This is a genomic window from Actinomyces israelii, from assembly GCF_030253495.1.
GTDB lineage: Bacteria > Actinomycetota > Actinomycetes > Actinomycetales > Actinomycetaceae > Actinomyces > Actinomyces israelii.
This window is the reverse complement of record NZ_CP124548.1, coordinates 2,722,644-2,747,177: the sequence shown is the minus strand read 5'-3', so window position 1 is coordinate 2,747,177 and position 24,534 is coordinate 2,722,644. Positions and strand designations below refer to the sequence as shown.

Sequence of the window (24,534 nt, the reverse complement as noted above, 5' to 3'; positions counted from 1 at the left end):
GTGGGAGCGCGCGCGGGCTGTCGTGGTGCACAGCACGTTGAGACGCTCCTCCCCGTGTTTTAGGGATGTGCGATGGTAAAGGCGTCGTAACCTGGACGGGCCGCCACCACGCGCGGACGTCGTTCCTCCTGCGAGCCGGAAAGAGAAGCGCATGACCTCGACTCAGCGCTCCGCCAATTCATCGTCTACCCCTCGCCGGGGCCGCATCGGCGGCCTCGACGGGCTGCGTGCCGTCGCAGTCGCCCTCGTCCTCGTCTACCACCTCGTGCCCGGGGTCCTGCCCGGCGGGATGGTGGGAGTCGACGCCTTCTTCGTCATCTCGGGGTTCCTCATCACCAGCCTCCTGGTCGTTGAGAGGCGTCGCACGGGAGTCATTGACCTCAGGCGCTTCTGGACCAGGCGCCTGCGCCGGATCGTGCCCGCCCTCGTCGCCGCGGTCGCCGCGGTCGTGGCCATGGCCGCCTGCCTGGGCGGCGACGTCCTGCTGGCCGTGCGGCGCCAGGTCCTCGGCTCCATCCTGCTGGTCTACAACTGGGTGGAGATCGCCGGCGGGTCGTCCTACTTCGACCAGACCCAGCCCCTCCTGCTGACCAACGTGTGGTCGCTGGCGGTGGAGGAGCAGTTCTACCTGGTGTGGCCGCTGGTCATCATCGCCTTCCTGTCGCGGGGCGCGTCGCGCAGGCGGACCAGGCTCGGCGCCGTCCTCGCCCTGGGGCTCGCGGTGGTCTCGGCCGCCTGGGCCCTGCGCCTCATGCGGGACGGGGCGTCCTCCACGCGCGTCTACATGGGGACCGACACCCACGCCTTCGGCCTCATGATGGGTGCCGCGCTGGCCCTGTGGCACGGGCGCGCGACGGAGGGCCTGACGCTGAGCCCCCAGCCTGCGCGGCTGCGCCGGCTGCGCGGAGCGCTGGGGTGGGTGGGCCTGGCCGGCCTGCTCGTTCTGGCCCGCGTCGCCAGCGAGGGGGCGACGGGGCAGCCCGGCGACCTCGGGCCAGTGCCGGCCCTCATCGCCGCCTCCGCGTGCACCCTGGCCGTCGTCCAGGCCCTCACCGGGGAGGTCGCCCTCGCCGCCGGGCCGGCGCGGTGGCTGCTGCGCCTGCTGGACACCCGGCCGCTGCGGTGGGTGGGCTCCCGCTCCTACGGGCTCTACCTGTGGCACTGGCCCCTGGGGGTCCTGGCCTTCTACGCCGTTCCGGCGACCGTCAGCCCCTGGGTGACCGCCCTGGGGGTCCTGGGGCTGACGCTGTGGCTCACCGAGCTGTCCTACGTCTACATTGAGACGCCCGTGCGGCGCAACGGCCTCGTCGGCTGGCTGCGGCAGCTCGTCCGGCTGCGCCCGCACCAGGCCGTGCCGGTGGGAGGCGGGCTGACCGCCCTCGCCCTGCTCATCAGCCTCGGCTTCGCCTCCCAGCCCAACCAGACCGCGGCGCAGCAGGCGATCGCGGCCGGCGGCGAGTACCTCACCGTCTCGTCCGCGGTCCCTCCACCGCCGTCCGACTCGGGCACGCAGACGGCCACCCCCACCGCCGAGGCGACCGCGAGCCCCTTCACCGGGGCGGAGGTCACCGTCGTCGGCGACTCCGTGACGGTGGCGGCGGCCCCGAGCCTGGAGACGAGCCTGCCGGGCGTCGTCGTCGACGCCGAGGTCTCGCGCTCCATCTACGCCGCCCAGTCCGTGCTCGAGACGGCCGACGCCGCCGGTGCCAGGCCCTGCGTCGTCGTCTCCCTGGCCACCAACGGCCCCGTGGACACCGGCGAGCTGGACTCGATCCTGGACTACCTGGGGCCCAGCCGCAGCCTCGTCCTGGTCACCGGGTACGGCCCGGCGCGCACGACCTGGATCCCCGAGGCCGACGAGACCATCCGCTCCTTCGCCGCCGCCCACCCCGACCAGGTGGCGGTGGCGGACTGGGAGGCCGCCGCGGCCGCCCACCCAGAGCTGCTCTACGACGACCAGATCCACCCCCTGCCGGAGGGCGGCGACCTCTACGCGCAGACGGTCGCCAACGCGATCGCGACCCTGAGGCGTCAGCCGTCCTGAGGCGCCTGAGACGGCGGCCTGTGCGCGTCCTGCTCCTCGGCCGGCTCCATCTCGCAGGCGATCTCCTCGCGGGTGCGGCGCTCCTCGGCGAGGATCTCGGAGAGCATGTCGCGCAGCTCGGAGCGCACGAAGTCGCGGGTGGCGACGTCGTTCATGGCCAGGCGCAGGGAGGCGATCTCCCGGGTGAGGAACTCGGTGTCCTCCAGGTTGCGCTGGGCGCGCTGGCGGTCCTGCTCGGCGGTGACCCGGTCACGGTCGTCCTGCCGGTTCTGCGCCAGCAGGATCAGCGGGGCGGAGTAGGACGCCTGGGTGGAGAAGGCCAGGTTGAGCAGGATGAAGGGGTAGGGGTCCCAGGCGGCGTCCTCGCTGATCTTCGCCAGGAGCATGTTCGCCGCGATCCACGCCACCACGAACACCGTCATGTAGAGGACGAACTTCGGCGAGCCCATGAACCGGGCCGTCGCCTCGGCGAAGCGCCCGAAGCCGTCGGAGCGGGAGGCGTGCGCCGGGCGGAGCCAGGGCATCCACCGCGAGCGGGGCCGGGTCAGCGGCTGGTCGAGCTGGTCAGGCATTGGCGTTCCTCTCGATCATCTCGTCGGTGACGGCGTCGTCGGCCTCCCGCCAGTCGTCGGGCATGAGATGGTCCAGGACGTCGTCGACGCTCACGGCGCCGAGCAGCCGCCCGGCCTCATCCAGGATCGGCAGGGCGGTCAGGTTGTAGGTGGCCAGCAGCCGGGTCACCGTGCCGATCGAGTCGTCGGCGTGGATGGGGTCCAGGCCCTTGTCCAGGACCGAGCCGAGCAGGCGCTGCGGGCGCTCGCGCAGGGCCCGCTGGAAGTGGACCATCCCCAGGAACCGGCCCGTGGGGGACTCCAGCGGGGGACGGCACACGAAGGCGATCGCCGCGAGCGCCGGCGGGACCTCGGCCTTGCGCGCCTGCGCCAGGAAGGTGGCCACATTGGCCTCCGGGGGCAGGATGATCGGCTCGGTGGTCATCAGGCCGCCGGCGGTGTACTCGTCGTAGCGCATGAGGCGGCGCACGTCCTCGGCCTCCTCGGGCTGCATGAGCCCGAGCAGCTCGGCCGCCTTGGGCAGGGGCAGCTCGGAGACCAGGTCGGCGGCGTCGTCGGGCTGCATGGCGTCCAGGACGTCGGCGGCGCGGGCCGCCTCCAGGCCCGACAGCAGGGCGACGGCGTCGTCGGTGGACAGCTCCTCGACGGCGTCGGCCAGGCGCTCGTCGGACAGCTCGGCGGCCACCTCGATCTGGCGGGGCAGGGGCAGGTCCGACAGGACGTCGGCCAGGTCGGCGGGCTTGAGGTCCTCCATGGTGGCCAGCAGCGCGGTCGCCCCCTGCTGGTCGGCGCTGCCGGCCAGGCCGGCGACCTCCTCGGGGCGCACCATGAAGGTCTCGCCGCGGCGCAGGCCCAGCGGCCCGGAGGCGCCGCGCTGGACGAACAGCCGCGTCACCTTCCAGTCCATGCCGCGGTCGCGCTCGATGGCGACGTCGCGGACGGTGACCGGCCCGGCGCCGTCGCGCATGGTGACCACGCGGTCGAGCAGCTCGCCGACGACGAGCGTCTCGACGTGGCGCTGCTCGAAACGGCGGATGTTGACCAGCCCCGTGGTGATGACCGCTCCCGGCTCGATGGCGGTGACCCGCGACAGCGGCAGGAACACGCGGCGGCGTCCGGGCACCTCGATGACCAGGCCCACCGCCCGCGGCTCGCCGCGCATCTGGATGAGGACGACGACGTCGTGGACCTTGCCCACCGGGTCGCCGAGGGGGTCGAAGACGGTCGTTCCTACGAGGCGGGCGACAAAAACCCGTGAGACGGTGCGCGTCCTGGTGCTCTCCACGGGCACAGACTATGCGCCCTGGGCATGACGGGCCGGTATCGGGGTCCTGAGCCGGGCGCGGCGTGGGACGATGGGGCCATGAGTCAGTTCTCCTCGCGACCCGCGTTCTCGCCCCGGGGCGGCGGCATGCCCCGGGGCGAGGAGGTCGCCTCCTTCGCCAGCTACGCCGAGGCCCAGCACGCCGTCGACTCCCTGTCCGACGACGGCTTCCCAGTCCAGTTCCTCACCATTATCGGCACCGACCTGCGGCAGGTGGAACGGATCACCGGGCGCATGAGCTGGGGGCGCGCCGTGGCCTCCGGAGCCGGGTCTGGCCTGTGGATCGGCCTGTTCTTCGGCGCCATGATGGCTCTGGTCGGCTCCGAGGCGGCCGGCGGCGTGAGCATGGTGACGGCGGTGCTCCTGGGCGTGGTGTGGGGGATCGTGTTCCAGGTGGGCTCCTACGCGCTCACCCGCGGCCGGCGCGACTTCACCTCGGTCAGCCAGGTCGTGGCCTCGCGCTACTCGATCATCGCCTCGGACCGGGCCGCTGAGGCGGCCCAGGCCCTCGCCGGCGTGCCCGGCAACCTGTCGCGGGGCGGCGACGCGGCCCGCCGCGCCGAGGAGCGCCGTGCGGCCCGGGCGCAGGCGCGCGGCGGCTCGACGGCCTTCGGGTCGCGGCCCGACGAGCGCCCGCGCTACGGCGTGCGCGTGCCCGAGGGCGTCGACCCCTCCGACTACTCCGGCGGCTCCGGGAGCTCCGAGGGCTCCGACGACGGCGGCCGCGACGCCGGGGCCGCGCCGGGGGAGCGCGGGGAGATCGACCCCTACCTGCGCAAGGCGCCCGGGGACCGCTCCGGAGACGGCGAGGCATGAGCATCCCGGTCGGCCTGTCCAATGCCTGCCTCATGCCTGCGGGCGTGGAGAACACCTTCGCGCTCGCGGCCGGGCTCGGCTACGACGGCGTCGAGGTCATGGTGTGGTCCGAGCGCACGACCCAGGACTTCCGGCTCCTGTCGGCGCTGGTCGAGCGCTACGAGCAGCCGGTCCTGGCCGTGCACGCCCCCACGCTGCTGCTCACCCGCGGGGTCTTCGGGCCCGACCCCTGGGACAAGGTCGACCGCTCCATCGAGCTCGCCTTCGCCCTGGGGGCGCCCAACGTCGTCCTTCACCCGCCCTTCTTCTGGCAGACCCGCTACGCCCGCAGCTTCGTGGCCGGGGTGGCGCTGCGCGAGACGACCACCGGCATGCACCTGTGCGTGGAGAACATGTTCACCTGGCGCCCCCGCGACGCCCGCTCCACGCGGGAGTTCCAGGCCTACTCCCCGACCTGGGACCCGGTGGGCCAGGGCTACCACTCCGTCACCCTGGACATCTCCCACGCGGCGACCTCGGGCTCGGACGCCCTGGCCATGGCCCGTGCGCTCGGCCCGACCCTGCGCCACCTCCACCTGACCGACGGGGTGCCGGGCTTCCGCGACGACCACCTCCTGCCCGGGCAGGGCAACCAGGACTGCGCCGGGGTCCTGGCCCACCTGGTGGCCACCGGCTTCGAGGAGCGCGGCGGCCAGGTCGTCGTCGAGGTCAAGACGGGCTCCATGTCGGCCGCCGAGCGCCGCGAGGGCCTGGCCAGCGCCCTGGCCTTCGCCCGCGAGCACCTCGAGGGGGAGGGGCGCACCGAGAACGTCCACGTCCCCGCCCCCAAGCGCAGGCGCTACCGCACGACCTGAGGCGCCGCCCGTCCTCAGCAGGTGTGCTCGTGCTCGCGGTGCGCGGCGGGCTCGAGCTGGAAGGTCGCGTGCCGGATGGGCACCGGGAAGTGGCCGGCGACGCACGTCTGGAGCGAGTCCAGGATCGCGGCGGTGTGCCCGTCGCGCAGGCACTCGTCGCGCACGACGACGTGGGCGGTCAGCACCGGCAGGTCGGAGGCGACCGTCCAGGCGTGCAGGTCGTGGACGTCCTCGACGTGGTCGATGGTCAGGATGTGGCGGCGCACCTCGGCCAGGTCGAGGGTCTCGGGCGTGAAGTCCATCAGGACGCGTCCGGCCGCGCGCAGCAGGGCGACCGCCCGCGGGAAGATGAGGGCGACGATGACGAGCGAGGCGACGGCGTCGGCCCGGGTCCACCCGGTGAGCGCCACGACGCCGGCGGCCACGATGACTCCCACCGAGCCGAGCGCGTCGTTGGCGACCTCCAGGAAGGCGGCGCGCGCGTTGAGGCTGGAGCCGCGCCCGCCGGCCAGGACGAGCATGGAGACGACGTTGGCGACCAGGCCGATCACGCCCATGACGAGCATGCCGTCGGCCTCGATGTCCCCCGGCGCGAGGAGGTCGAGGACCGCGCGCACGCCGACGACGACTCCGACGACGGCGAGCATGCCGGCCTGGAGGGCGGCGCCGATGACCTCGGCGCGCCGCATGCCCCAGGTCGAGCGGTCCGTGGGGGCGCGGACGGCCAGGTGGGCGGCCGCCAGCGCGACGACCAGGCCCATGGAGTCGGTGAGCATGTGGCCGGCGTCGGCGAGCAGGGCCAGGGAGCCGGTGAGCAGGCCGGTGACGACCTCGGCGACCAGGACCGCGGCGACCATGGCGAGGACGATGGCCAGGCGGCGACGCGAGGCCCCGGCGGTGTGGTCGTGCGAGTGGGAGGGGTGCGCGCGGTCGGCGGGGCTCATGCGGATTCCTCGGCTCTCTCGGGCTCCTCGGCGGCGGCTCCGGCGACGGCGGCGGCCGAGCGGGCCAGGGCCCCGGCGGCGACCAGGACGGCGATGAGCTCGTCGGCGTGCTCCAGGACGCTCACGCGGGCGCGGCCGTGGGCGTGGGTGGAGATGAGCCCGGTGCCGCGCAGGATGGCCAGGTGCTGGGAGACCGTGGACTGCGCCAGGCCCAGGTGCTCGGCGAGCTCGCCGACGCGGTGCTCGCCGCCGCGCAGGTGGGACAGGATGGCCAGCCGCGTGGGGTCCGCCAGGACGGACAGGACCGCCGCCAGGGCGGTGGCGTCGTGGACGGCGGAGGTGTCGTCGGTGATGTCGGTGGGCAGAAGCTCATGAATGATCGGCACCCACCGATGGTATCGGTGGGTGCCGAAATGTTGTCAAGAGGTGTCAGATCCCTGCGGCGGCGGGGCGGGCCGCTCAGGACTCGATCAGGCCGCTCACCCAGGCCTCGACGTCGTCGGGGCGCCGCGGGATCGCGGCAGTCAGGTACTCGGGGCGGCCGGGACCGCGCATGACGACGTCATCCTCGATGCGCACTCCCATGCCGCGCAGCTCGGCGGGGACCCGCAGGTCGTCGGAGCGGAAGTACAGGCCCGGCTCGATGGTGAAGACCATGCCCGTGACGAGCTCGGCGTCCATGGCCATCTCGCGGCGCGCCTGGGCGCAGTCGTGCACGTCCAGGCCCAGGTGGTGGCTGGTGCCGTGCACCATCCAGCGCCGGTGGTACTGGCCGTCCGGGCCCAGGGAGTCGGCCGCCGTGACGCCGTCGGGGAGCAGGCCCCACTCCTCCAGGCGATGGGCGAGGACCTCCATGGCGGCCGCGTGCAGGTCCTTGAAGCGGCAGCCGGGCTCGCCCGCGCGGGCGAAGGCGGCGTCGGCGGCCTCGAGCACCGCCTCGTAGACGCGGCGCTGCGGGGCGGTGAATCGCCCGTCCACCGGGATCGTGCGGGTCACGTCGGCCGTGTAGAGGGAGTCGACCTCCACGCCGGCGTCCACCAGCACCAGCTGGCCGGGCTGGACGGGCCCGTCGTTGTTGATCCAGTGCAGGGTGTTGGCGTGGTCCCCGGCGGCCGCGATCGTGTCGTAGCCCAGGCCGTTGCCCTCCTCGCGGGCCCTGGCCCCGAAGGCGCCCTCGAGCACGCGCTCGCCGCGCCAGTGGCCCTTCGCGCGGGGGATGGAGCGGATGAGGTCGTCGAAGCCGGCCTTGGTGGCGTTCACCGCCTTCTGCAGCTGGTCGACCTCCCAGTCGTCCTTGACCAGGCGCAGCTCGCTGGCCGCCTCCGCCAGCGCGTCGTCGAGGCCCTGGGCCTCCTGGCCGGCGGCCAGGCCGGCGCTGCGGCGCACCTGGTCCACCAGCGCGGTGACCGCCGTGTCGGCCTCGGCGATCACCCGCAGCCGGACACCGTCCGCACCCGCGTCCTTGGCCAGGGCGTCCCCGAGGGTGTCGATGTGGGCGCAGCGGATCCCGGTGGCGGCCTCGACCTCCTCGATGGAGGGGCGCACCCCCACCCACAGCTCGCCGTAGCGCGCGTTGGCGTAGAACTCCTCGCTCGTGCGGGAGGCGCGCGGCCGGAAGTAGAGCACCGACTCGTGCGTCGGCTCGCCGGCGGCGAGCCGCTGGCCCGGCACGGTCAGCGGCTCCAGGACCAGGACGGCGTCGGGCTCGAAGTCGGTCCCCGTGCCCGCCATGTGGGCGAAGGCCGAGTGGGGGCGGAAGCGGTAGTCGCAGTCGTTGTTGCGCGTCACCAGGGTCCCGGCGGGCAGGACCAGGCGCTCGCCGGGGAAGCGGGCGCCCAGCGCCGCCTGCCGCCTGGCGGCCCACGGCGCGGCCTCGGACAGGGCAGGCAAGGCGTCGGGGCGCGGCCCCCAGCCCGAGCCGATGAAGTCCCGGAAGGCCTTGTTGGTCGGCTGGCGGGAGCGGTTGTTGACCCGCTGGGACAGGGGCTGGTCGGAGGGCTGCGGGGCCTCGGCGCCGGGCGCGGCGTCGGCGGGGGAGGGGCGGTTGGTCTCACTCGTGTCGGTCATGCCCGCATCCTCCCACCGGGCGGCGCCCGGGCCGAACCGGGAGCGGCCCGGGCCTCGGGGCCGTCAGGAGCCCGAGCCGCGGCGGGCCCTCGCCAGCACGTCGGCCGCGGCGACCGAGGCCGCCAGCGGGTGGAGGTCGGACTCGCGCGCCCCGGCCGCCACCAGGCGGCAGACCTCCGCCAGCTCCCGGGCGAGCACGGGGGCGCCGTCGTCGGGCACCGACAGGTCCCTCTCCCCGTCCGGCCCCCTCAGCTCGATGGCGCGGGGCCACTGGCAGTCGTCGAAGGCGAGGACCCGGCGGTCGGAGGCGATGCGGTTGGTGCGGGCGCCGGCGCCGGCGGGCGAGGTCTTGGAGTGCAGGCACACGACCTGCAGGTCCGCGGGCCGCCCGGTCCCGCCGCAGGCGCCGGCGAGCCGGTCGTAGTCGAGCACGACGACGCCGTGGGAGTCGGCCCCCGAGCCGAGGGTCCTGCCCGCGGCGGTGACGCGGCTCGGGGGCCCGAACAGGTGGATCGCCAGCGAGACCGGGTAGATGCCCAGGTCCATGAGGCTGCCTCCCCCCAGCGCCGGGTCGAAGGCCGGCGGGAGCCCGCCCGCGCGCAGGCGGTCCATGCGGCTGGAGTACTGCTCCTTGACCAGCACCGCGCGGTGCGGGCCGGGCCCGTCGTCCAGCAGGGCGGGCAGCGCCCGGCGCAGCGCCGCCGTACCCGGCTCGAAGGCGGTCAGCCACCCCTCCATGAGGAAGCGGTCGTGACGCCCGGCGGCCGCGACCATCGCCTCGGCCTGGTCGGCGTCGAGCGCGAAGGGCTTCTCCACCAGGACGTGGAAGCCCGCCTCCAGGGCGGCGACGGCCTGGGGGGCGTGCAGGGAGTTCGGGGAGCCGATGTAGACGACGTCGAAGGGGTCGGCGCCGCCGGGGCGGCCGGCCGCGAGCATCTCCTCCACCGTCGCGTAGGAGGCGCCGATGCCGTGCTCGGCGGCGAAGGCGGCCGCGCGCTCAGGGTGGGCCGAGGCCACGGCCACGACCCGGGCCTGCGGGACGGCGGCGGCCGCCTGGAGGAACCAGCGGGCGATGAAGCCGGCCCCCACCACCCCGAAGCGGATCGCCGGCGTCTTGTCGTCGCGCTCGGCGGGGGAGGCGGGCCGGGCGGAGGAGGCGGGGCTGACGGCGCTCATGACGGCATTGTCCCACGGTGCGCCCGTGCGCGGCAGGGGCGCCGGGTCCCTACACTGGCGCCCGTGCGCATCGATCCCCACACCCACTCGGCCTGCTCGGACGGGACCGACACCCCCGCCGAGCTCATGGCCGCCGCCGCGCGCGCCGGGCTCGACGTCGTCGGGCTGACCGACCACGACACGACCGCCGGGTGGGCCCAGGCCGCCGCCGCCGTCCCCGCCACCGGGGTGGCCCTGCTGCGCGGCACGGAGATCTCCTGCGCCGCCGACGGCGTCACCCTCCACCTGCTGGCCTACCTCTTCGACCCCGAGGACGCCGCCCTGCGCGAGGCCTTCGCCCGCGCCCGCAGCTCGCGCGACGGCCGGGCCCGGCGCATGGTTGAGCGCCTCGCGGCCGACTACCCGATCACCTGGCAGGACGTCGTCGAGCACAGCGCGCGGACGGCCACCATCGGGCGCCCGCACATCGCCGACGCGCTCGTGGCCGCCGGCTGCTTCCCGGACCGCTCGGCCGCCTTCGCCGGACCGCTGGCCACCGGCTCGCCCTACTACGTCCACCACTGGGCGCTGGAGCCCGTCCGGGCCTGCGAGCTCGTGCGCGCCGCCGGGGGCGTGCCCGTCGCCGCCCACCCGCGGGCCGCCCGGAGGCAGCGCCGCCTCGTGCCCGACGAGACCTTCGCCGCCATGGCCGACGCCGGCCTGGCCGCGCTCGAGGTCGACCACCGCGACCACGACGCCGCCGGCCGCGAGGCGGCCCGCGCCCTGGCCCGCCGCCTCGGCCTGGGTGCATCCGGGGCCTCCGACTACCATGGTGCCGGCAAGCCCAACCGCCTGGGGGAGAACCTCATGCCCCCCGAGCTGCTCGACCGCATTGTCGCCGAGGGCGCGCTGCCCCTCATCACCGCCTGACCCGCCTCGTTCTCAGCCAGACAGACAAGCCCGCCCCCGCCCATGCTCGACTCGATCTTCAGCCTCAACCTGTTCGCCACGTCCTTCACGACGGTGCTCGTCATCCAGGACCCGCTCGGGGCCATCCCAATCTTCCTGTCGCTGACCAGCCGCCAGAACACCGAGGAGCGCAAGCGCTCCGCCCGCGAAGCGACCCTCGTCTCCCTGTCGGTGATCCTGGTCTTCGCGATCTTCGGGCGCTACATCCTGAAGTTCCTCGGCATCTCCGTGCCGGCGCTGCAGACCTCCGGCGGGCTGCTCCTGCTGCTGGTCGCCCTCGAGCTGCTCACCGACAAGGCCGACGAGAGCCCCGACCCGGACGCCGTGAGCACCAACGCGGCCCTGGTGCCCCTGGGCACGCCTCTGCTGGCCGGGCCCGGAGCCATCGTCTCGGCCATGGTGTCGGTCGAGTCCGCTGCGAGCCCGGTCGTGGGGTGGGCGTCCGTGACCGCGGCCATGATCGCCACGCACGTGGTCATCTGGCTCACCCTGCGCTTCTCTGTGGCGCTGCACCGCTTCCTGGGGGACTCCGCGATCCGCGTCCTGACCCGGATCTTCGGCCTCCTGCTCGCGGCGATCGCCGTGGAGATGATCGCCGAGGGCGTCCTGGCCTACGTCCGCACGGCCCTCTCGACCCTCTAGGTGAGTGATTCGGGGCTGGTGGTGGGTGGTGTCCTGTGGCTCTGCCGTGCTTGCCGGTCGAGCTCGTCCTGTCTGCCGGTGACGTCCGCTGGGTCGTGTGGCGCGCTGGGTCGTGTCGGTCGGGGCGCGCGGCGGTGGCCTCCGGCGTCGAGATAGACATTGTCGTACGAGGTCGGCGGTGTCACCGTCTATCTCGTACGACAATGTCTATCTCGACAGGGGGCGTGCGGCCCGACGTGGACGTACGGACGTATCTTTGTCGTGTGGTCGTGCTTTTCTCCCGTCCTTCTGGGCTCTGTCTCCCAGGAGGATTGGGGGGAGGGGGTCATGCTGGGAGGGTGCGTTGACGTTCCGGTGCGGGGCCGGCTCTCGCAGTGCCTGGTGGCGGTGCCTGCTGGTCCGGGGCCGGTCGTCCCGATGGCTGGCTGACCGGCCGGCTCCAAGACGGTGCGGGACAAGTCGGGGCGGGGGAGGTGGTCGTCCCACGCACTTTTAGGTCGGTCGCCGGTCTCGGGTGTGGTGGAGGTCGGCGTGGTTCCGCGGTTCTGCTGTGCGGGCCGGGCGGCGCGGAGGGCTGAGAGCGCGTGGGGTGATCACTTCGCGGGGCGCGGCAGCGCCCGGCGGGCCGCCGGGCCGGCCAACCAGACCGACCTCGGGCCGGAGCGGGCCGAACTCGGCCAGGGACCCAGGGACGGCGTCGGGACTGCGAGACGCCGAGCAGCCGGGCGGCAGGCCGGCGGACCGGGCATCGTCTTGCCGCTCCCCCTTGGGAATCACTCATCTCGGGCCTCCGGGACCCTCAGGACCTCCGGGGCCGGTCAGTCCTCGGCAGGGGGGATGGGCTTGCCGCCGCGAGTCCGCTTGCGGGTGCGGGTGCGCCTGTCCGGCGGCGCCTCGCCGTGGCGATCGCGGGACGCCTCGGAGGACCGGTCGCTGTGCCGGTCACCGTGCCGGTGCCCGTCGCGCCCGCCCGAGCGGGAGCCCCGCCCTCCGTGCCCGCCGCGCAAGCCCCGGCCGCCCCGCGAGCCCCGGCCGCGCTCGTGCCTGCCGGTCTCGCCCAGGTCCTCGATCTTCTCGGCGTCCAGCCCCGCCAGGGTGCGCCTGCAGCGCGGCAGGGTGCCCGTCACGTCGCGGGCGATGCGCAGGTCGGTGTAGAGGTGGTCGCTGGTGTGGTAGGTCTCCACCGGCTCCTGGACGGGCAGGCCCAGGGCCCTGGCGATCATCCGCCACCGAGGGGCGTCGTCCCAGTCCACGAAGGTGACCGCGGTGCCCGAGTGCCCGGCCCGTCCGGTGCGGCCGATGCGGTGGACGTAGATCTTCTCGTCCTCGGGGCACTGGTAGTTGATGACGTGGGTGACGTCGTCCACGTCGATGCCGCGCGCCGCCACGTCGGTGGCCACCAGCACATCGACCTTGCCGTTGCGGAAGGCGCGCAGGGCCTGCTCGCGGGCGCCCTGGCCCAGGTCGCCGTGCAGGGCCGCCGTGGCGAAGCCGCGGGAGGCCAGGTCCTCGGCGACGCGCGCGCAGGTGCGCTTGGTGCGCGCGAAGATAATGGTGCGCCCGCGCCCGGTGGCCTGGAGGATCCGGGCGACGACCTCGACCTTGTTCAGGGCGTGGGTGCGGTAGACGACCTGCTGGACGGTCGCGACCGTCATACCCTCGTCGCCGGGGTCCTGGGCGCGGATGTGGGTCGGCTTGGTCATGTAGCGGCGCGCCAGGGCCACGACGGCGCCGGGCATGGTGGCGCTGAACAGCATGGTCTGGCGGTCGGTGCGCGTGCGGGCCAGGATCTTCTCCACGTCGGGCAGGAAGCCCAGGTCGAGCATCTCGTCGGCCTCGTCCAGGACGACCGTGGTCACGTGGGTCAGGTCCAGCACGCCGCGGTCCATGAGGTCGATGAGGCGGCCCGGCGTGCCCACGACGACCTCGGCGCCCCGCTGAAGAGCCTCGATCTGCGGCTCGTAGGCGCGTCCGCCGTAGACCTGCACGATGCGCACCGTGCGCCTGGCCGCCGCCATGGACAGCTCCTCGGCGACCTGCTTGGCCAGTTCCCGGGTGGGCAGGACGATGAGCGCCTGCGGGGATCCCGACGCCGGGTCCTCCTCCCAGCCCTCCTCGCCCGGGCCCAGGGTGTCCATGAGCAGGGGAAGGGCGAAGCCGAGCGTCTTGCCGGTGCCGGTCTTGGCCTGGCCGATAATGTCCTGGCCTTCCAGCGCCACGGGCAGCGCCAGCGCCTGGATGGGGAAGGGGCGGGTGATGCCGTGCTCGGCCAGGGCCTGGCAGAGCTCGGGCTCCACCCCGAGGTCGGCGAAGGTCCTCCTCGTCAGATCGGCGTCATCGCCCTCGTCCGTGATGTCGGGGGTGGCCTCGTCCAGGGCGGGGGCGTGGGCGCCGGCGGTGCGCAGGATGCCGGAGGCCTCGGGGGCCTCGGGGGCGCCGCCCTTCCGGGCCTGCCGCGCAGCGGGTTCCCCGGGCGCGCCCGGGGCGTCGGTGTTGTCGTCGGTCACGACGTTCCTTCCGGTCGGACCGCGTGCCGCCCGCGCGCACCGGTGCGGCTGAGCCCGCCGGGCGCACGCGCGGCTGGGCGCCGGGCGCCCGGCGGGCCGGCCCGGTGCGCCGGCGCTTCGCGGTCGCAGTGTGGCAGCCGATCGTGAATCATGTCCCGTTCGGGGCCGGACGGCCTGCGGGACCAGGGCTGCGGGACGACCGGGCAACCGTGGACCCTGTCAGGCTAGCCGCTCGGGGCGCCGGGCGCCGCCGCGATCGGGATCCGACCGACGGCGTGGTGGGCGAACTCACGTGCTCAGGCCCGCCGTGGGGTCATCGCACCCACAGCCCGCGCGGTTCCGCGCCCACGGCTTACGCTTGCCCCCATGAGCACCCCGAGTCCCCCCTCCCTGTCCTCGCCCGCCCACGTGCAGTCCGTCCTGGGCATGGTCGCCTTCGTGTGCGCCAGCGCCTGCACGCGCTACGCCAAGGACGCCGACAAGGCCCCCTCGATGGGGCCGCGGGCGGAGCTGCTGCACATGAGCGCCGAGCGCGTGGCCGCCTTCGACACCGTGAGCGAGCTCGGCCGCCGGGCCGGGGCGGACGTCAGTGCCGGCACCGAGCGCTTCATCGGGTCCCTGGGGGACCTCGACGAGCGCCTGCGGCCGTCGGACTGGGCCGAGCGTCTGATCAAGACCTACCTCGCCTTCGGCCTGCTCCTGGACTTCTGCGGGGCGCTGGTCGACGGCCTGGATGAGCCGCTGCGCGGATCGGTGCGCGCCGTGCTCCGGGCCGACCGCTTCGGCGCCACGGCAGCCGCCGAGCTTCTCGACGACGTCGCCGACGACCCCCAGCTCGCCGCCCGGCTGGGCCTGTGGGGGCGGCGGGTCGTGGGGGAGGAGATCGGCACCCTTCAGCGGATGCTGTCGGTCCACCCCGAGCTCCTGGGCGGCGGGGCCGACGCGGCCGGCCTGCACGAGGTCCTCTCCCGGGGGGCGACCAGCCGCATGCGCGGCCTGGGCCTGCGCGCCTGAGGCGGCCGGCGCTCCCTCACGCGCTCCCGCCGTGGCTGGGGTAGCGTTGCTCCCCGCCGCCGTACGGCGTGCTGCTCACTGACAGGCGAGAGGAGGTGCGCGCATGCGTACCATGTTCATCCTGCGCGGGGCACCCGGCGCGGGCAAGTCGACCCTGATCCGTCGCCATCGGCTCAGCGACCTCGCTATCGGCCTGGACGACTTTCGACGCCTGTACTCCACGCCCTTCACGGACCTGGACGGCGAGCCCACCCTGTCCATGGCCTTCGGCGCGGAGAGGCAGGTCGTGTCGGCCTTCAAGGCCGCTGTCGCCTCCCGGGTCCGGCTGGGCGGCACCATCGTGCTGGACTGCACCAACCCGGCGCGCAAGAGCTACCGCGAGTTCGCCTCCCTGGCACGGCGCTGCGGCTACAGGGTCTACGTCGTCGACGTCCAGGGGGACCTGACCGACGCCGAGCTGATCGAGCGCAACGAGACCCGCCGCGGCACGCTCGGATACGTCGAGCCCCAGGTCGTGGCGGACATCGCGGCCCGGGTGCGGGCGGGGGCCGCCTCCGTCGTCGAGCCCGTGGTGGGCCTGGAGGACGTGCGCCGCCTCAACACCATCGCCGAGACCGACGCCGCCGAGCACTACGAGCGGCTCGTCATCATCGGCGACGTGCAGAGCTGTGCCGGGGCGCTGGCCAAGGCCAAGAAGCACTTCGGCGGCTGGGACCCCGCCACCCTGTTCGTCCTCGTCGGCGACCTGTTCGACCGCGGCCCCGACGCCGCGGGCGTCATGGACCTCATCGTGGAGGACGGCCGGGTGCCGGACAACATCATCCTCGTCGAGGGCAACCACGACGAGCACCTGCGCATGATCTGCTCCGACGTGCGCGGCGGCAGCTGGCCGGACACGCGCGAGTCCCGCCGCCAGATCCTGGCCTCGGGGCGGCGCGACGGCGACATCGAGGCGCTCCTGGCCCGCATGGTCCCCCTGGCCGGCCTGCGCTTCGCCGGCGAGCACGTCCTGGTCACCCACGCGGGCCTGGACCCGGCCACCATCGACCGGATCACCGCCGAGGGCGAGGACGGCCTGCTGACCTGGGACCTCACCGAGGTCCCCATGCTCCAGCTCCTGCTCGGGTCCTCGGCGCGGTCGACCACCTTCCAGGGGCGTTCCGGCTACGAGCGCGCCGTCGAGGCCCGCCTGTCCCACCCGCGGATCCTCCAGGTCCACGGGCACCGCAACGGCGCCCGCCGCGAGGAGCCGGGGCCCGCACTGGCCGCGCCCAACGTCTACACCCTGGAGCACCGGGTCGAGCACGGCGGACACCTGGCCGTCCTGCAGATCGACGCCGACGGCACACGCACCCTCCACGCCTTCACGCAGGACGCCCCGGTCCTCACCGGCGCGGCCGCCGACCCGACCAGCCTGGTGGCGCGCATGAGCGCCCACCCCGAGGTCCGCGTGCGCGAGGTGGAGGGGATGCCGGGCATCATCGCCTGCAACTTCTCCCGCAGGGCTTTCGTCAAGGGCCTGTGGGACCAGACCAGCTGCAAGGCCCGCGGCCTGTTCCTGCGCGCCTCCGACGCCGAGGTCGTCGCCCGCGGCTACGACAAGTTCTTCAACATCGGCCAGCCCCCGGGCCCGGCCGACCTCGGGGAGGTCGTGCGCGCCGGCGCCGGGCGGCCCCTGAGCGTGCGCCGCAAGTGGAACGGCTACCTCGCCATCGTCTCGGTCGTCGACGGGCGGCTGCGGGTCTTCTCCAAGTCCGGCGTCACGGCCTACTCCGAGCACGCCGAGTCCCTCCTGGCGGCCCACCTGGGGGACCGGGCCGACGAGCTGGCCGCCCTCATCGCTGCCGCGGGCGTCTCGCTGACCTTCGAGGTCATCAGCCGCCGCGACCCCCACATCGTCGACGAGGGCGACGACAAGGTCGTGCTGCTCGACGCCATCCGCAACCGGGAGGACATGGAGCTGGTCGACGAGGTGCGGCGCAGCGTGGCCGAGGACTTCGGCCTCGTCTCCCCGGCCGTCGAGGTCCTGTCCGAGGCCGTCGGCGAGGCCGACGACGACGCGCCGGCGGCCCTGGCCGCCCGGGCCCGCGCGGCCGAGGAGCGCGGGGAGGAGGGCTTCGTCATCATCTACGCGGGCGGCACCATGACCAAGTACAAGACCCGGGCCTACGGCGAGGTCAAGGCCTTCCGCTCCCAGCTCGCCCGCCACCTGGCGGGCAGGCCGGTGCGTGCGGCGGGGCCGGGTGCCGGGCTCATGCGCGCCTGTCTCGACCGTGAGGCCGCTGAGGGCCCCCGCTTCGTCAAGGGCTTCATGGTCGATGGCCTCGTCGAACCGGTGGTCGACATCCCGGCGCTGGTCGCCGCCCTGCGGGGAGGGGCGCGGTAGCGGCGGTCGCGGACGGCGCTCACACGCCGAAGCCGACGCGGCGCGGGGAGGCCTCCCCGACCTCGACGTAGGCGAGCGAGCCGGCGGGGACGAAGATCTTGCGGCCCTTGTCGTCACTCAGGGTGATGTCCTCGCCGGCGGCGCCCGAGACCGCGGCGAGCACGTCCTCCTGCGAGGCGGTGGTGTCGAGGGTGAGCTCGCGGGCGGCGTGCTTGATGCCGATGGTGACCTGCATGGTGGCTCCTTCGTTCCTGCCGGCTGTGGCTGATCTGGCTGATCCGTGGCCGATCGGTCCCGGCCGCGATCCCAGGGCGATCCTAGATGATTCGGCCCGGGGCGGCGGGGGCGGTCCTGCCGCGGGGTTTCGCGCCGCGCGGACGGGGCCGGGGCGCAATCCGGTCACCGGTGCCGTCGCGTGTCGCACCCGCGTGGTGTCATTGGGCCCATGCACGACGACGGCGCCCCGGCCAGGGTCCGGCTCCTCCCCGCCCCCGCGCCCGCACCCCTGCCCGCCCCGGACGCCTCCGGGCGCGCGGTGCTGGAGCGGGCCGCGGCGGGCGCGGACCTCGTGGTCCTCGGCGCCCCCGGCACCGGCAAGACCGGCCTGGCGCTGCACCTGCTCTCCGACGCCCTCGCCCGGGGGCGCGACGCCCTCCTGCTCGCCCCGACCCGCGCCCGCGCCGACGCCCTGCGCCGGCGCGCCGCCCACCTGGCGCGCGAGCACAGCGCCGGCGGCGCGGTCAGGGTGCGCACGCCGGCCGGGTACGCCTTCACGGTGCTCGCCACCTTCCTCACGCGCCGCCGCGACCCGCTGCCGGCCCCGGTCCTGCTCGCCGGGGCCGAGGAGGACGCGGCGCTCGCGGCCCTCATCGACCCCGGGCAGTGGCCCGGCCTGCCGCCCGAGGCCGTCGCCTCCCGGGCCTTCCGCACCGAGCTGCGCAGCCTCCTGGCGCGCGCCGGGGAGCTGAAGGTCGACGCCGACCGCCTCGCCGCCCTGGGCCGCGAGCTGCGGGTCCCGGTGTGGGGCCCGGCCTCCGCCCTCCTGCGCAGCTGGGACGCCCAGGGCCGGCCCACCGCCGAGCGGCGCGCCGAGACCCGCAAGCTGGACACCGCCCGCATCCAGGACCGCGCCGCGGAGGCCCTGGGGGCGTGGGACGCCCAGGACGTCCTCGAGGCGCCCCCGGTGCCCGACCTGGTCGTGGTGGACGACTACCAGGACTGCACCGCCGCCACGGCCCGCCTCCTGGCCGCCCTGGCCCGCCCCGACGCCGCCGGGCGCCGCGCCCGCATCGTCGTGCTGGGGGACCCCGACGTCGCCGTCGAGACCTTCCGCGGCGGCTGCCCGAGCCTGCTCGTGGAGGCCGAGGACCGCTCGACCCTGGCCGCCGAGCGCCTCACCCTGGACACCGTCCACCGGGGCGGGCCCGCCCTGCTCGCCGTGTGGCGCGACCAGGCCGGGCGGGTCCCGGTGACCGGCACCGCCTCCCACCGCGGCGCGCTCCTGGCCACGCCGCAGGACGCCGGGCGAGCCGAGGAGCAGGGGCCGGCGGGCGACGGCCCGCAGCCCGCCGGTGTGGAGGCCGTCGTGGCCTCCTCTGCCTCCCAGGAGGCCGCCCACGTCGCCCGGATGCTGCGCAGCGAGCATGTCCGCCGCGCCACCGCCTGGGACGCGATGGCCGTCGTCGTCCGCTCGGCCGGCCGCGCCCGGGCCGTGGCCCGCGAGCTGCGCCGCCGCGGCGTGCCCCTGGCGACCACGACGCCGGCGGTGCTGCTGCGCGCCGAGCCCGCCGCCGGGGCTATCCTGGCGACCGCGCGGGCCGCCCTCGAGCGGCGCCTCGGCGGTGCGCAGGCGCCCCCCGAGCGCTCCAGCGCCCTCGACCTGCTCACCAGCCCCCTGGTCGGCCTGAGCGTGCTGGACCTGCGGCGCCTGCGCCGCCGTCTGCGCCGGGACCGGCCCACCGAGGCCCGCCCCGACGAGAACCTGCTGGGAGCGCTGGCCTCCCCCGAGGCTGCCGCGGCGCTGGCGGAGGAGCTCGCCGGCGAGCCCCTGGCGGACCAGGCCGCGCGCCTGGCGGCCGCGGCGCGCATCGCCTCGGCGGCGCGGGAGGCCTGCGCAGCCGGCGAGGACGAGCACCGCGTCGACGCCGAGACGCTCCTGTGGAGGATCTGGGACGCCTCGGGGTGCGCCGAGCAGTGGCGCTCGACCGCCCTGGGCCCGCCGGGCGGCGCGGACCCGCTCCTGGCAGAGGCCGCCGAGCGGGACCTGGACACGGTCACCGCCCTGTTCAAGCGCGCCGAGGTGTGGGCCGAGCGCCACCCGGGGGGCCGGGCCGGCGCCTTCCTGGCCGAGCTCGACGCCGAGGTCCTGCCCTCGGACTCCGTGGCCCCTCACGGGTCCCGCCCCGGCGGCGTCGCCGTGCTCACCCCCGCCTCCGCCGCCGGGGGGCAGTGGGAGGTCGTGGCCGTCATGGGACTGGGGCGCGACGCCTGGCCGGACCTGCGGCTGCGCGACACCATGACGCGCTCGGGCCTGCTCGTCGAGGCCGTCATGGGGCGCCTGGCGCGCGGCGCCGACGGGCGCCCGAGCGCGGGCGCCGACCCCGCCGCCGCCCGCGCCCAGGTGCGCGGGGACGAGCGGCGCATGCTCCTGGCTGCGCTGACCCGCGCCACCCGCCGGCTCCTGGTTACCGCCGTGGCGGACGAGGACAGCACGCCCTCCTCCTTCTTCACCGAGATCGCCCGCGCCGCGGGCGCGACCGTCACCGACGCCGACGGAGCCCCCCTCATCGCCCCCGACGTCGGCGACCTGACCCTGCGGGGCCTGGTCGGCGAGCTACGACGCGCGGCCCTGGCCGGGAACCTGCCCGCCGCCGACGACGTCGGACGCGAGCGCGCCCGCCAGGCCGCCAGGCTCCTGGCCGAGCTGGCCCGCCGGGGCGTCCCCGGCGCGGACCCGCGCACCTGGCAGGGGCTGGCCGGCCCCACCTCCTGCACGCCCCTGGGCTGGCCGGGGCGGCGGGTGCGGGTGAGCCCCTCCGACGTCGAGGCCCTCACGCAGTGCCCGCTGCGCTGGTTCCTCACCCGCCACGGCGGCAGGAGGCCGCCGTCGGAGGCCCAGCGGCTCGGCGAGTTCGTCCACTCCCTGGCCCAGGAGGCGCAGGAGCGCGGCCTGAGGGGCCCGGACCTCATGGCGCGCTTCGAGGAGCGCCTGCCCGAGCTCGCCTACCCCGGCACCTGGTTCGGGTCGGTGCGCGCGGCGCGCACCCGCGCCATGATCGAGCGCCTGGACGCCTACCTGAGCCAGGCGCCCGCCGGCGCCCGGGCCGAGGCGGGCGTGCGCGCCGAGCTCGACATCCCCGACCCCGACAGCCGGGGCCCGGCCCTGCCCGTCCTCGTGGCCGGGCGCATCGACCGCCTGGAGCAACTCGACACGCCGGATGGCGGGACCGGCGGCGGGCGGGTGCGCGTCATCGACATCAAGACCGGCCGGCGCGCCTACTCCGCCCCGGCCCGCCACCCCCAGCTCGCCGCCTACCGCCTGGCCCTCCAGGCCCGCGGCTACGAGGTGGACGGCGCCGCGCTCGTCCTGCTCGGCAAGGAGCCCCCCAGGAAGAACCAGGGCGTCCCGGTCCTGGCGCCCCCAGGGGCGGCGCTGGACCCCAGCCCCGACCCGGATACCGGGGAGGACTGGGCCCGCGCCCTGCTGCGCGAGGCGGCGCTCGCGGCGTCGGGCGCCACCCTGACCGCTCGCAGCGGGGAGCAGTGCCAGACCTGCCCCGTCAGGGACTCCTGCCCGATCCAGCCCGAGGGGCGCAGGGCCGTCGCATGAGCCCGGCCCCGCCCCCCAGCCCCGAGCGCCTCGCCGAGATCCTCGGCGTGCCGCGTCCCACGCCCGAGCAGGCCCGCGTCATCGCCCACCCGCTCGCCCCGCTGCTCGTCGTCGCCGGGGCGGGCAGCGGCAAGACCGCCACCATGAGTCAGCGCGTCGTCCACCTCGTCGCCCGCGGCGAGGTCCGCCCCGACCAGGTGCTGGGCCTGACCTTCACCCGCAAGGCCACCGCCGAGCTGGACCAGCGGGTGGCGGTGCGGCTGGCGCAGCTGGCCGGCTCCGGCCTGGTCGAGCTCGACGAGGGGGCGGAGGACGCGGGGGCCACGATCGCCACCTACAACTCCTTCGCGGCCTCCCTGGTGCGCGACCACGGCCTGCGCATCGGCGTCGACCCGGACTCCACCCTCATCACCGAGGCGCGCGCCTGGCAGATCGCCACCCGGATCGTCGAGGAGCGCACCGAGCCCCTCCCGCTGGACCGTCCCGGCGCCGCCGCCTCGGCCCTCCTGGCGCTGGACGGGGCCCTGAGCGAGAACCTGCTGGCCGTGGACGAGGCCGCCGAGCAGCTCGGCGAGCTCGCCGCCCTCATGGAGGGCATCGGGGCCGTGCGCGGCTGCAAGAGCCTCGTGAGGGGCGTGCCCGAGGCCCTGACCACCCGCCTGGGCATGCTGGAGGCGGTGGCCGCCTACCGCGACCACAAGCGGCGGCACGCCCTGCTCGACTTCGGCGACCAGATCGCCCTGGGCTGCCGCATCGCCGAGGAGGTCCCCGAGGTCGCCCAGTCGCTGCGCGCCCAGTACCCGGCCGTCCTCCTGGACGAGTTCCAGGACACCTCCGTGGCCCAGATCCGCCTCCTGGCCGCGCTGTTCGCCGGAAGCGGCGTGACCGCCGTCGGGGACCCGAACCAGGCGATCTACGGCTGGCGGGGCGCCAGCGCCGGCGCGCTGGACACCTTCCACGAGCACTTCAACCCCGACGGGGCGGGAGGTGCGGATGGCGCAGGCAGGGGCCGGGCCCCCGTCCTGCCCCTGTCCACCGCCTGGCGCAACGACCGGGCGATCCTGCGCGCCGCCAACACGACGTCCTCCCCGCTGCGCCACCGCGCCCCGCAGCCGGGGGACGCCGAGGTCGCCCGCATCCCGGTCGAGGAGCTCCACGAGCGGCCCGAGTCCGCGGACCCGGCCGAGGGCGCCGTCGTCGGCGCCTTCGTGCAGGACCCGCTCGCCGAGGCGCGCACCGTGGCCGCCTTCATGAGGGAGCGGTGGGCCCCGAGCGCCGAGATGGCGGTCCTGTGCCGCACCCGCGCCCAGCTGCTGCCCATTGCCGAGGCCCTGGAGGACCTCGGCGTGCCCTACGAGATCATCGGGGTCGGCGGCATGCTGAGCGTGCCGGAGGTCGCCGACGTGCGCGCCGCCCTGACCGTGGCCGCCGACCCCGAGCGCGGGGACCGGCTGATGCGGCTGCTCACCGGTGCGGGCATCGGCGCCGCCGACCTGCGCGCCCTGGCGGGGCTGGCCGGGGACCTGGCCGGGGGGTTGGCCCGCTCCCCGCGCCGGCGGGCCGGCGAGGCGGCCCGGGGCGACGAGGACAGCGCGAGCGATCCGGACCGGGAGCAGGCGGACGCGCCGCTGCTGTCCGAGGCGATCGAGGCCCTGGCCCGCTGGGAGGAGTCCGGCCGGGCCCCCCTCACCGGGTCGGGGGACGGGCCCGACGACGGCGGGCGCGGCGCCGCCGGACTCAGCCAGGCCGGGCGGCGCGCGGCGGTCGGCCTGGCCCGCAGCCTTCGCCGCGTACGCGCCGGGCTGGCCCTCGCCCTGCCCGACCTCGTCGTGCTGGCCGAGCAGGCGCTCGGGCTCGACGTCGAGCTGGCCGCCCGCGTGGGCAACCCCCTGGGGCGCCGCGCCATCGACCGGTTCCGCGAGGCGGCCGAGCAGTTCACCGCGGAGATGGACTCGCCCACCCTCGTCGGCTTCCTCGACTGGCTGGAGGCCGCCGAGGACCGCGAGAACGGCATGGAGGCCCCCCGCGTCGAGCCCGAGCCGGGCGCCGTCCAGCTGCTGACCATCCACGCCGCCAAGGGGCTGGAGTGGGACGCGGTCGCCGTGGCCGGCCTGGTCGAGCAGGTCTTCCCCTCCTACCGTCAGCAGCCGCGCGAGGACCGCGTCGTGGCGGACAAGGGGTGGATGACCCGCACCGAGGAGCTCCCGCACCCGATGCGGGCCGACGCCGCCACCCTCCCGCCCTTCACCCTGGGCATGTGGGACATGGCCGGGTGGGACGCCCAGGCGCTCAAGGAGGCCTGGGGCGAGTACGCCCTCGCCCTGGGCCGCCACGCGCTGGCCGAGGAGCGGCGCCTGGCCTACGTCGCCTTCACCCGCGCCCGCCACGAGCTGCTGCTGACCGGCTCGCACCTGGCCAAGGCGGCCGCCAAGCCGCGGCCCATGGCCCGCTACCTCGACGAGCTCGTGCGACGGGGCCTGGTGGCCCCCTACGGGCCGGGGTGGCAGGCCTACGACGCGGATCAGCTCAACCCCCTGGCCGACCGCAGCGCGACCGGCACCTGGCCGCCCCCCGAGCCCGCTGGCGTCCGCGGCGCGCACCGTGAGGCCCGACGGCGCGCCGCCCGCGAGGTCGCCGCGGCGGCCGGGACCGGGGCGGCGCCGGACACGAGCAAGGACGCGACCGTCGCCCGGTGGACGGCCGAGGCCCGGCTCCTGCTGGCCGAGCGGGACCGCCGGCGCGACCGGGCGCCCTCGGTGCGGCTGCCCGACCACCTGGCGGCCACGAGGATCGACGCCCTGCGCGCCGACCGGGACCGCTTCGCCCTCGAGCTGCGCCGCCCCCTGCCGCCCAAGCCTGAGGCGGCGGGGCGGCTGGGCACCGTCTTCCACGACGCCGTCGCCCTGCGGCTGGGCGGGCAGCGCCAGCTGCTGACCCTGGAGCAGGCCGGGGTCCCCGACGCTCTGGCGCCGGGCGACCGCACGAAGCTCGAGCGCTGGCTCAAGACCGTCGAGGACCTGCCCCTGCTGGAGGGCCACGTCCTGGAGGACACCGAGGTCGAGCTCGAGCTGGCGCTGGAGCCCGTCACCCTGCGCTGCCGTCTCGACGCGGTCTTCCGCGGCCCGGCCGGCACCTGGCTCATCGTCGACTGGAAGACCGGGAGCCGGCGGGTGCCCGTGGACCAGCTCAGCGTCTACGTCCACGCCCTGTCCGCCTCCCGGGGCGTGGAGACGGGCGCGGTGCGCGCCGCCTACGTCTACGTCAATCGTGACGGCGGGCTCGTCGACGAGCTGGCCGCCGCGGACCTGCTGCCCCTGGCGAAGATCGAGGCCGCCCTGCAGGTGCGGGCGTGACTCCGATCGTGACCTTGGCACCGACTTTGACCTTGACATAGTGGCAACAGGGAGGGTG

General features: G+C 75.5%; 17 protein-coding genes. 9 read left to right on the top strand and 8 right to left on the bottom strand.

The annotated features are described in order from the left end of the window. Positions 1–151 precede the first annotated feature (151 nt). Positions 152–2,044 carry an acyltransferase family protein gene (locus AIF0345_RS11405; protein ID WP_285296212.1) on the top strand — a complete coding sequence of 631 codons (1,893 nt, stop codon included), beginning with the start codon at positions 152–154 and terminating at the stop codon, positions 2,042–2,044. On the opposite strand, the gene AIF0345_RS11400 is transcribed toward AIF0345_RS11405, so the two are convergent. Further along, on the bottom strand, positions 2,032–2,616 hold the full coding sequence (locus AIF0345_RS11400) for a DUF1003 domain-containing protein (protein WP_285296211.1): 585 nt from the start codon (positions 2,614–2,616) through the stop codon (positions 2,032–2,034). The genes AIF0345_RS11405 and AIF0345_RS11400 overlap by 13 nt on opposite strands. Next, positions 2,609–3,901, bottom strand: coding sequence for a magnesium transporter MgtE N-terminal domain-containing protein (locus tag AIF0345_RS11395; RefSeq protein ID WP_285296210.1), 1,293 nt, complete (start codon positions 3,899–3,901; stop codon positions 2,609–2,611). Before AIF0345_RS11395 ends, AIF0345_RS11400 begins: the two co-directional genes overlap by 8 nt. A gap of 78 nt (positions 3,902–3,979) precedes the next feature. Here AIF0345_RS11395 and AIF0345_RS11390 point away from each other — a divergent pair, with 78 nt between their 5' ends. Further along, entirely contained in the window at positions 3,980–4,756 is a 777-nt protein-coding gene (locus tag AIF0345_RS11390) for a general stress protein (RefSeq protein ID WP_052374739.1), read from the top strand. Next, positions 4,753–5,610, top strand: a complete 858-nt coding sequence (locus tag AIF0345_RS11385; RefSeq protein ID WP_043561057.1) for a sugar phosphate isomerase/epimerase family protein — start codon at positions 4,753–4,755, stop codon at positions 5,608–5,610. The genes AIF0345_RS11390 and AIF0345_RS11385 overlap by 4 nt, the downstream gene beginning before the upstream one ends. A gap of 14 nt (positions 5,611–5,624) precedes the next feature. Here the strand turns inward: AIF0345_RS11385 and AIF0345_RS11380 are convergent, their stop codons facing one another. From AIF0345_RS11380 to AIF0345_RS11365, 4 genes are all read right to left on the bottom strand, one after another. After that, positions 5,625–6,554, bottom strand: a complete 930-nt coding sequence (locus AIF0345_RS11380; protein WP_285296209.1) for a cation diffusion facilitator family transporter — start codon at positions 6,552–6,554, stop codon at positions 5,625–5,627. Further along, complete coding sequence (locus tag AIF0345_RS11375; protein WP_043561044.1) at positions 6,551–6,940, bottom strand: ArsR/SmtB family transcription factor; 390 nt, start codon at positions 6,938–6,940, stop codon at positions 6,551–6,553. Before AIF0345_RS11375 ends, AIF0345_RS11380 begins: the two co-directional genes overlap by 4 nt. 73 nt (positions 6,941–7,013) lie before the next feature. Next, entirely contained in the window at positions 7,014–8,621 is a 1,608-nt protein-coding gene (locus AIF0345_RS11370; RefSeq protein WP_285296208.1) for an aminopeptidase P family protein, read from the bottom strand. Positions 8,622–8,684: 63 nt separating this feature from the next. After that, positions 8,685–9,797: a Gfo/Idh/MocA family protein gene (locus AIF0345_RS11365; RefSeq protein ID WP_285296207.1), complete on the bottom strand. Its 1,113-nt coding sequence runs from the start codon at positions 9,795–9,797 to the stop codon at positions 8,685–8,687. Between the two features lie 63 nt (positions 9,798–9,860). On the opposite strand from AIF0345_RS11365, the gene AIF0345_RS11360 reads away from it, so the two are divergent. Both AIF0345_RS11360 and AIF0345_RS11355 read left to right on the top strand, forming a co-directional pair. Beyond that, positions 9,861–10,706, top strand: coding sequence for a PHP domain-containing protein (locus tag AIF0345_RS11360; protein ID WP_268918361.1), 846 nt, complete (start codon positions 9,861–9,863; stop codon positions 10,704–10,706). A gap of 42 nt (positions 10,707–10,748) precedes the next feature. Then, on the top strand, positions 10,749–11,387 hold the full coding sequence (locus AIF0345_RS11355; protein WP_043561035.1) for a MarC family protein: 639 nt from the start codon (positions 10,749–10,751) through the stop codon (positions 11,385–11,387). An 818-nt stretch (positions 11,388–12,205) separates the two neighbouring features. On the opposite strand, the gene AIF0345_RS11350 is transcribed toward AIF0345_RS11355, so the two are convergent. Continuing rightward, complete coding sequence (locus tag AIF0345_RS11350) at positions 12,206–13,894, bottom strand: DEAD/DEAH box helicase (RefSeq protein ID WP_404975928.1); 1,689 nt, start codon at positions 13,892–13,894, stop codon at positions 12,206–12,208. A 366-nt stretch (positions 13,895–14,260) separates the two neighbouring features. On the opposite strand from AIF0345_RS11350, the gene AIF0345_RS11345 reads away from it, so the two are divergent. Together AIF0345_RS11345 and AIF0345_RS11340 are read left to right on the top strand one after the other, a co-directional pair. Next, positions 14,261–14,908, top strand: coding sequence for a ferritin-like fold-containing protein (locus tag AIF0345_RS11345; protein ID WP_043563582.1), 648 nt, complete (start codon positions 14,261–14,263; stop codon positions 14,906–14,908). Between the two features lie 103 nt (positions 14,909–15,011). Then, positions 15,012–17,294 (top strand): RNA ligase, encoded by a 2,283-nt coding sequence (locus tag AIF0345_RS11340; RefSeq protein ID WP_285296206.1) that lies wholly within the window; start codon positions 15,012–15,014, stop codon positions 17,292–17,294. Positions 17,295–17,313: 19 nt separating this feature from the next. Here AIF0345_RS11340 and AIF0345_RS11335 read toward each other — a convergent pair whose 3' ends face one another. Then, positions 17,314–17,529, bottom strand: coding sequence for a DUF3107 domain-containing protein (locus tag AIF0345_RS11335; RefSeq protein ID WP_043563579.1), 216 nt, complete (start codon positions 17,527–17,529; stop codon positions 17,314–17,316). Between the two features lie 210 nt (positions 17,530–17,739). Here AIF0345_RS11335 and AIF0345_RS11330 point away from each other — a divergent pair, with 210 nt between their 5' ends. Both AIF0345_RS11330 and AIF0345_RS11325 read left to right on the top strand, forming a co-directional pair. Continuing rightward, a complete protein-coding gene (locus tag AIF0345_RS11330; protein ID WP_285296205.1) occupies positions 17,740–21,123 on the top strand; it encodes a PD-(D/E)XK nuclease family protein in 3,384 nt (1,127 codons plus the stop codon). Further along, positions 21,120–24,476, top strand: coding sequence for an ATP-dependent DNA helicase (locus AIF0345_RS11325; RefSeq protein WP_285296204.1), 3,357 nt, complete (start codon positions 21,120–21,122; stop codon positions 24,474–24,476). Before AIF0345_RS11330 ends, AIF0345_RS11325 begins: the two co-directional genes overlap by 4 nt. Positions 24,477–24,534 lie beyond the last annotated feature (58 nt).

Excerpts from the sequence above, each read along its gene's own strand:
- AIF0345_RS11330 (WP_285296205.1), top strand. The coding sequence starts at position 17,740 with ATGCACGACGACGGCGCCCCGGCCAGGGTCCGGCTCCTCCCCGCCCCC.
- AIF0345_RS11345 (WP_043563582.1), top strand. The coding sequence starts at position 14,261 with ATGAGCACCCCGAGTCCCCCCTCCCTGTCCTCGCCCGCCCACGTGCAG.
- AIF0345_RS11355 (WP_043561035.1), top strand. The coding sequence starts at position 10,749 with ATGCTCGACTCGATCTTCAGCCTCAACCTGTTCGCCACGTCCTTCACG.
- AIF0345_RS11325 (WP_285296204.1), top strand. The coding sequence starts at position 21,120 with ATGAGCCCGGCCCCGCCCCCCAGCCCCGAGCGCCTCGCCGAGATCCTC.
- AIF0345_RS11405 (WP_285296212.1), top strand. The coding sequence starts at position 152 with ATGACCTCGACTCAGCGCTCCGCCAATTCATCGTCTACCCCTCGCCGG.
- AIF0345_RS11365 (WP_285296207.1), bottom strand. The coding sequence starts at position 9,797 with ATGAGCGCCGTCAGCCCCGCCTCCTCCGCCCGGCCCGCCTCCCCCGCC.
- AIF0345_RS11380 (WP_285296209.1), bottom strand. The coding sequence starts at position 6,554 with ATGAGCCCCGCCGACCGCGCGCACCCCTCCCACTCGCACGACCACACC.
- AIF0345_RS11385 (WP_043561057.1), top strand. The coding sequence starts at position 4,753 with ATGAGCATCCCGGTCGGCCTGTCCAATGCCTGCCTCATGCCTGCGGGC.
- AIF0345_RS11340 (WP_285296206.1), top strand. The coding sequence starts at position 15,012 with ATGCGTACCATGTTCATCCTGCGCGGGGCACCCGGCGCGGGCAAGTCG.
- AIF0345_RS11335 (WP_043563579.1), bottom strand. The coding sequence starts at position 17,529 with ATGCAGGTCACCATCGGCATCAAGCACGCCGCCCGCGAGCTCACCCTC.
- AIF0345_RS11400 (WP_285296211.1), bottom strand. The coding sequence starts at position 2,616 with ATGCCTGACCAGCTCGACCAGCCGCTGACCCGGCCCCGCTCGCGGTGG.
- AIF0345_RS11370 (WP_285296208.1), bottom strand. The coding sequence starts at position 8,621 with ATGACCGACACGAGTGAGACCAACCGCCCCTCCCCCGCCGACGCCGCG.
- AIF0345_RS11390 (WP_052374739.1), top strand. The coding sequence starts at position 3,980 with ATGAGTCAGTTCTCCTCGCGACCCGCGTTCTCGCCCCGGGGCGGCGGC.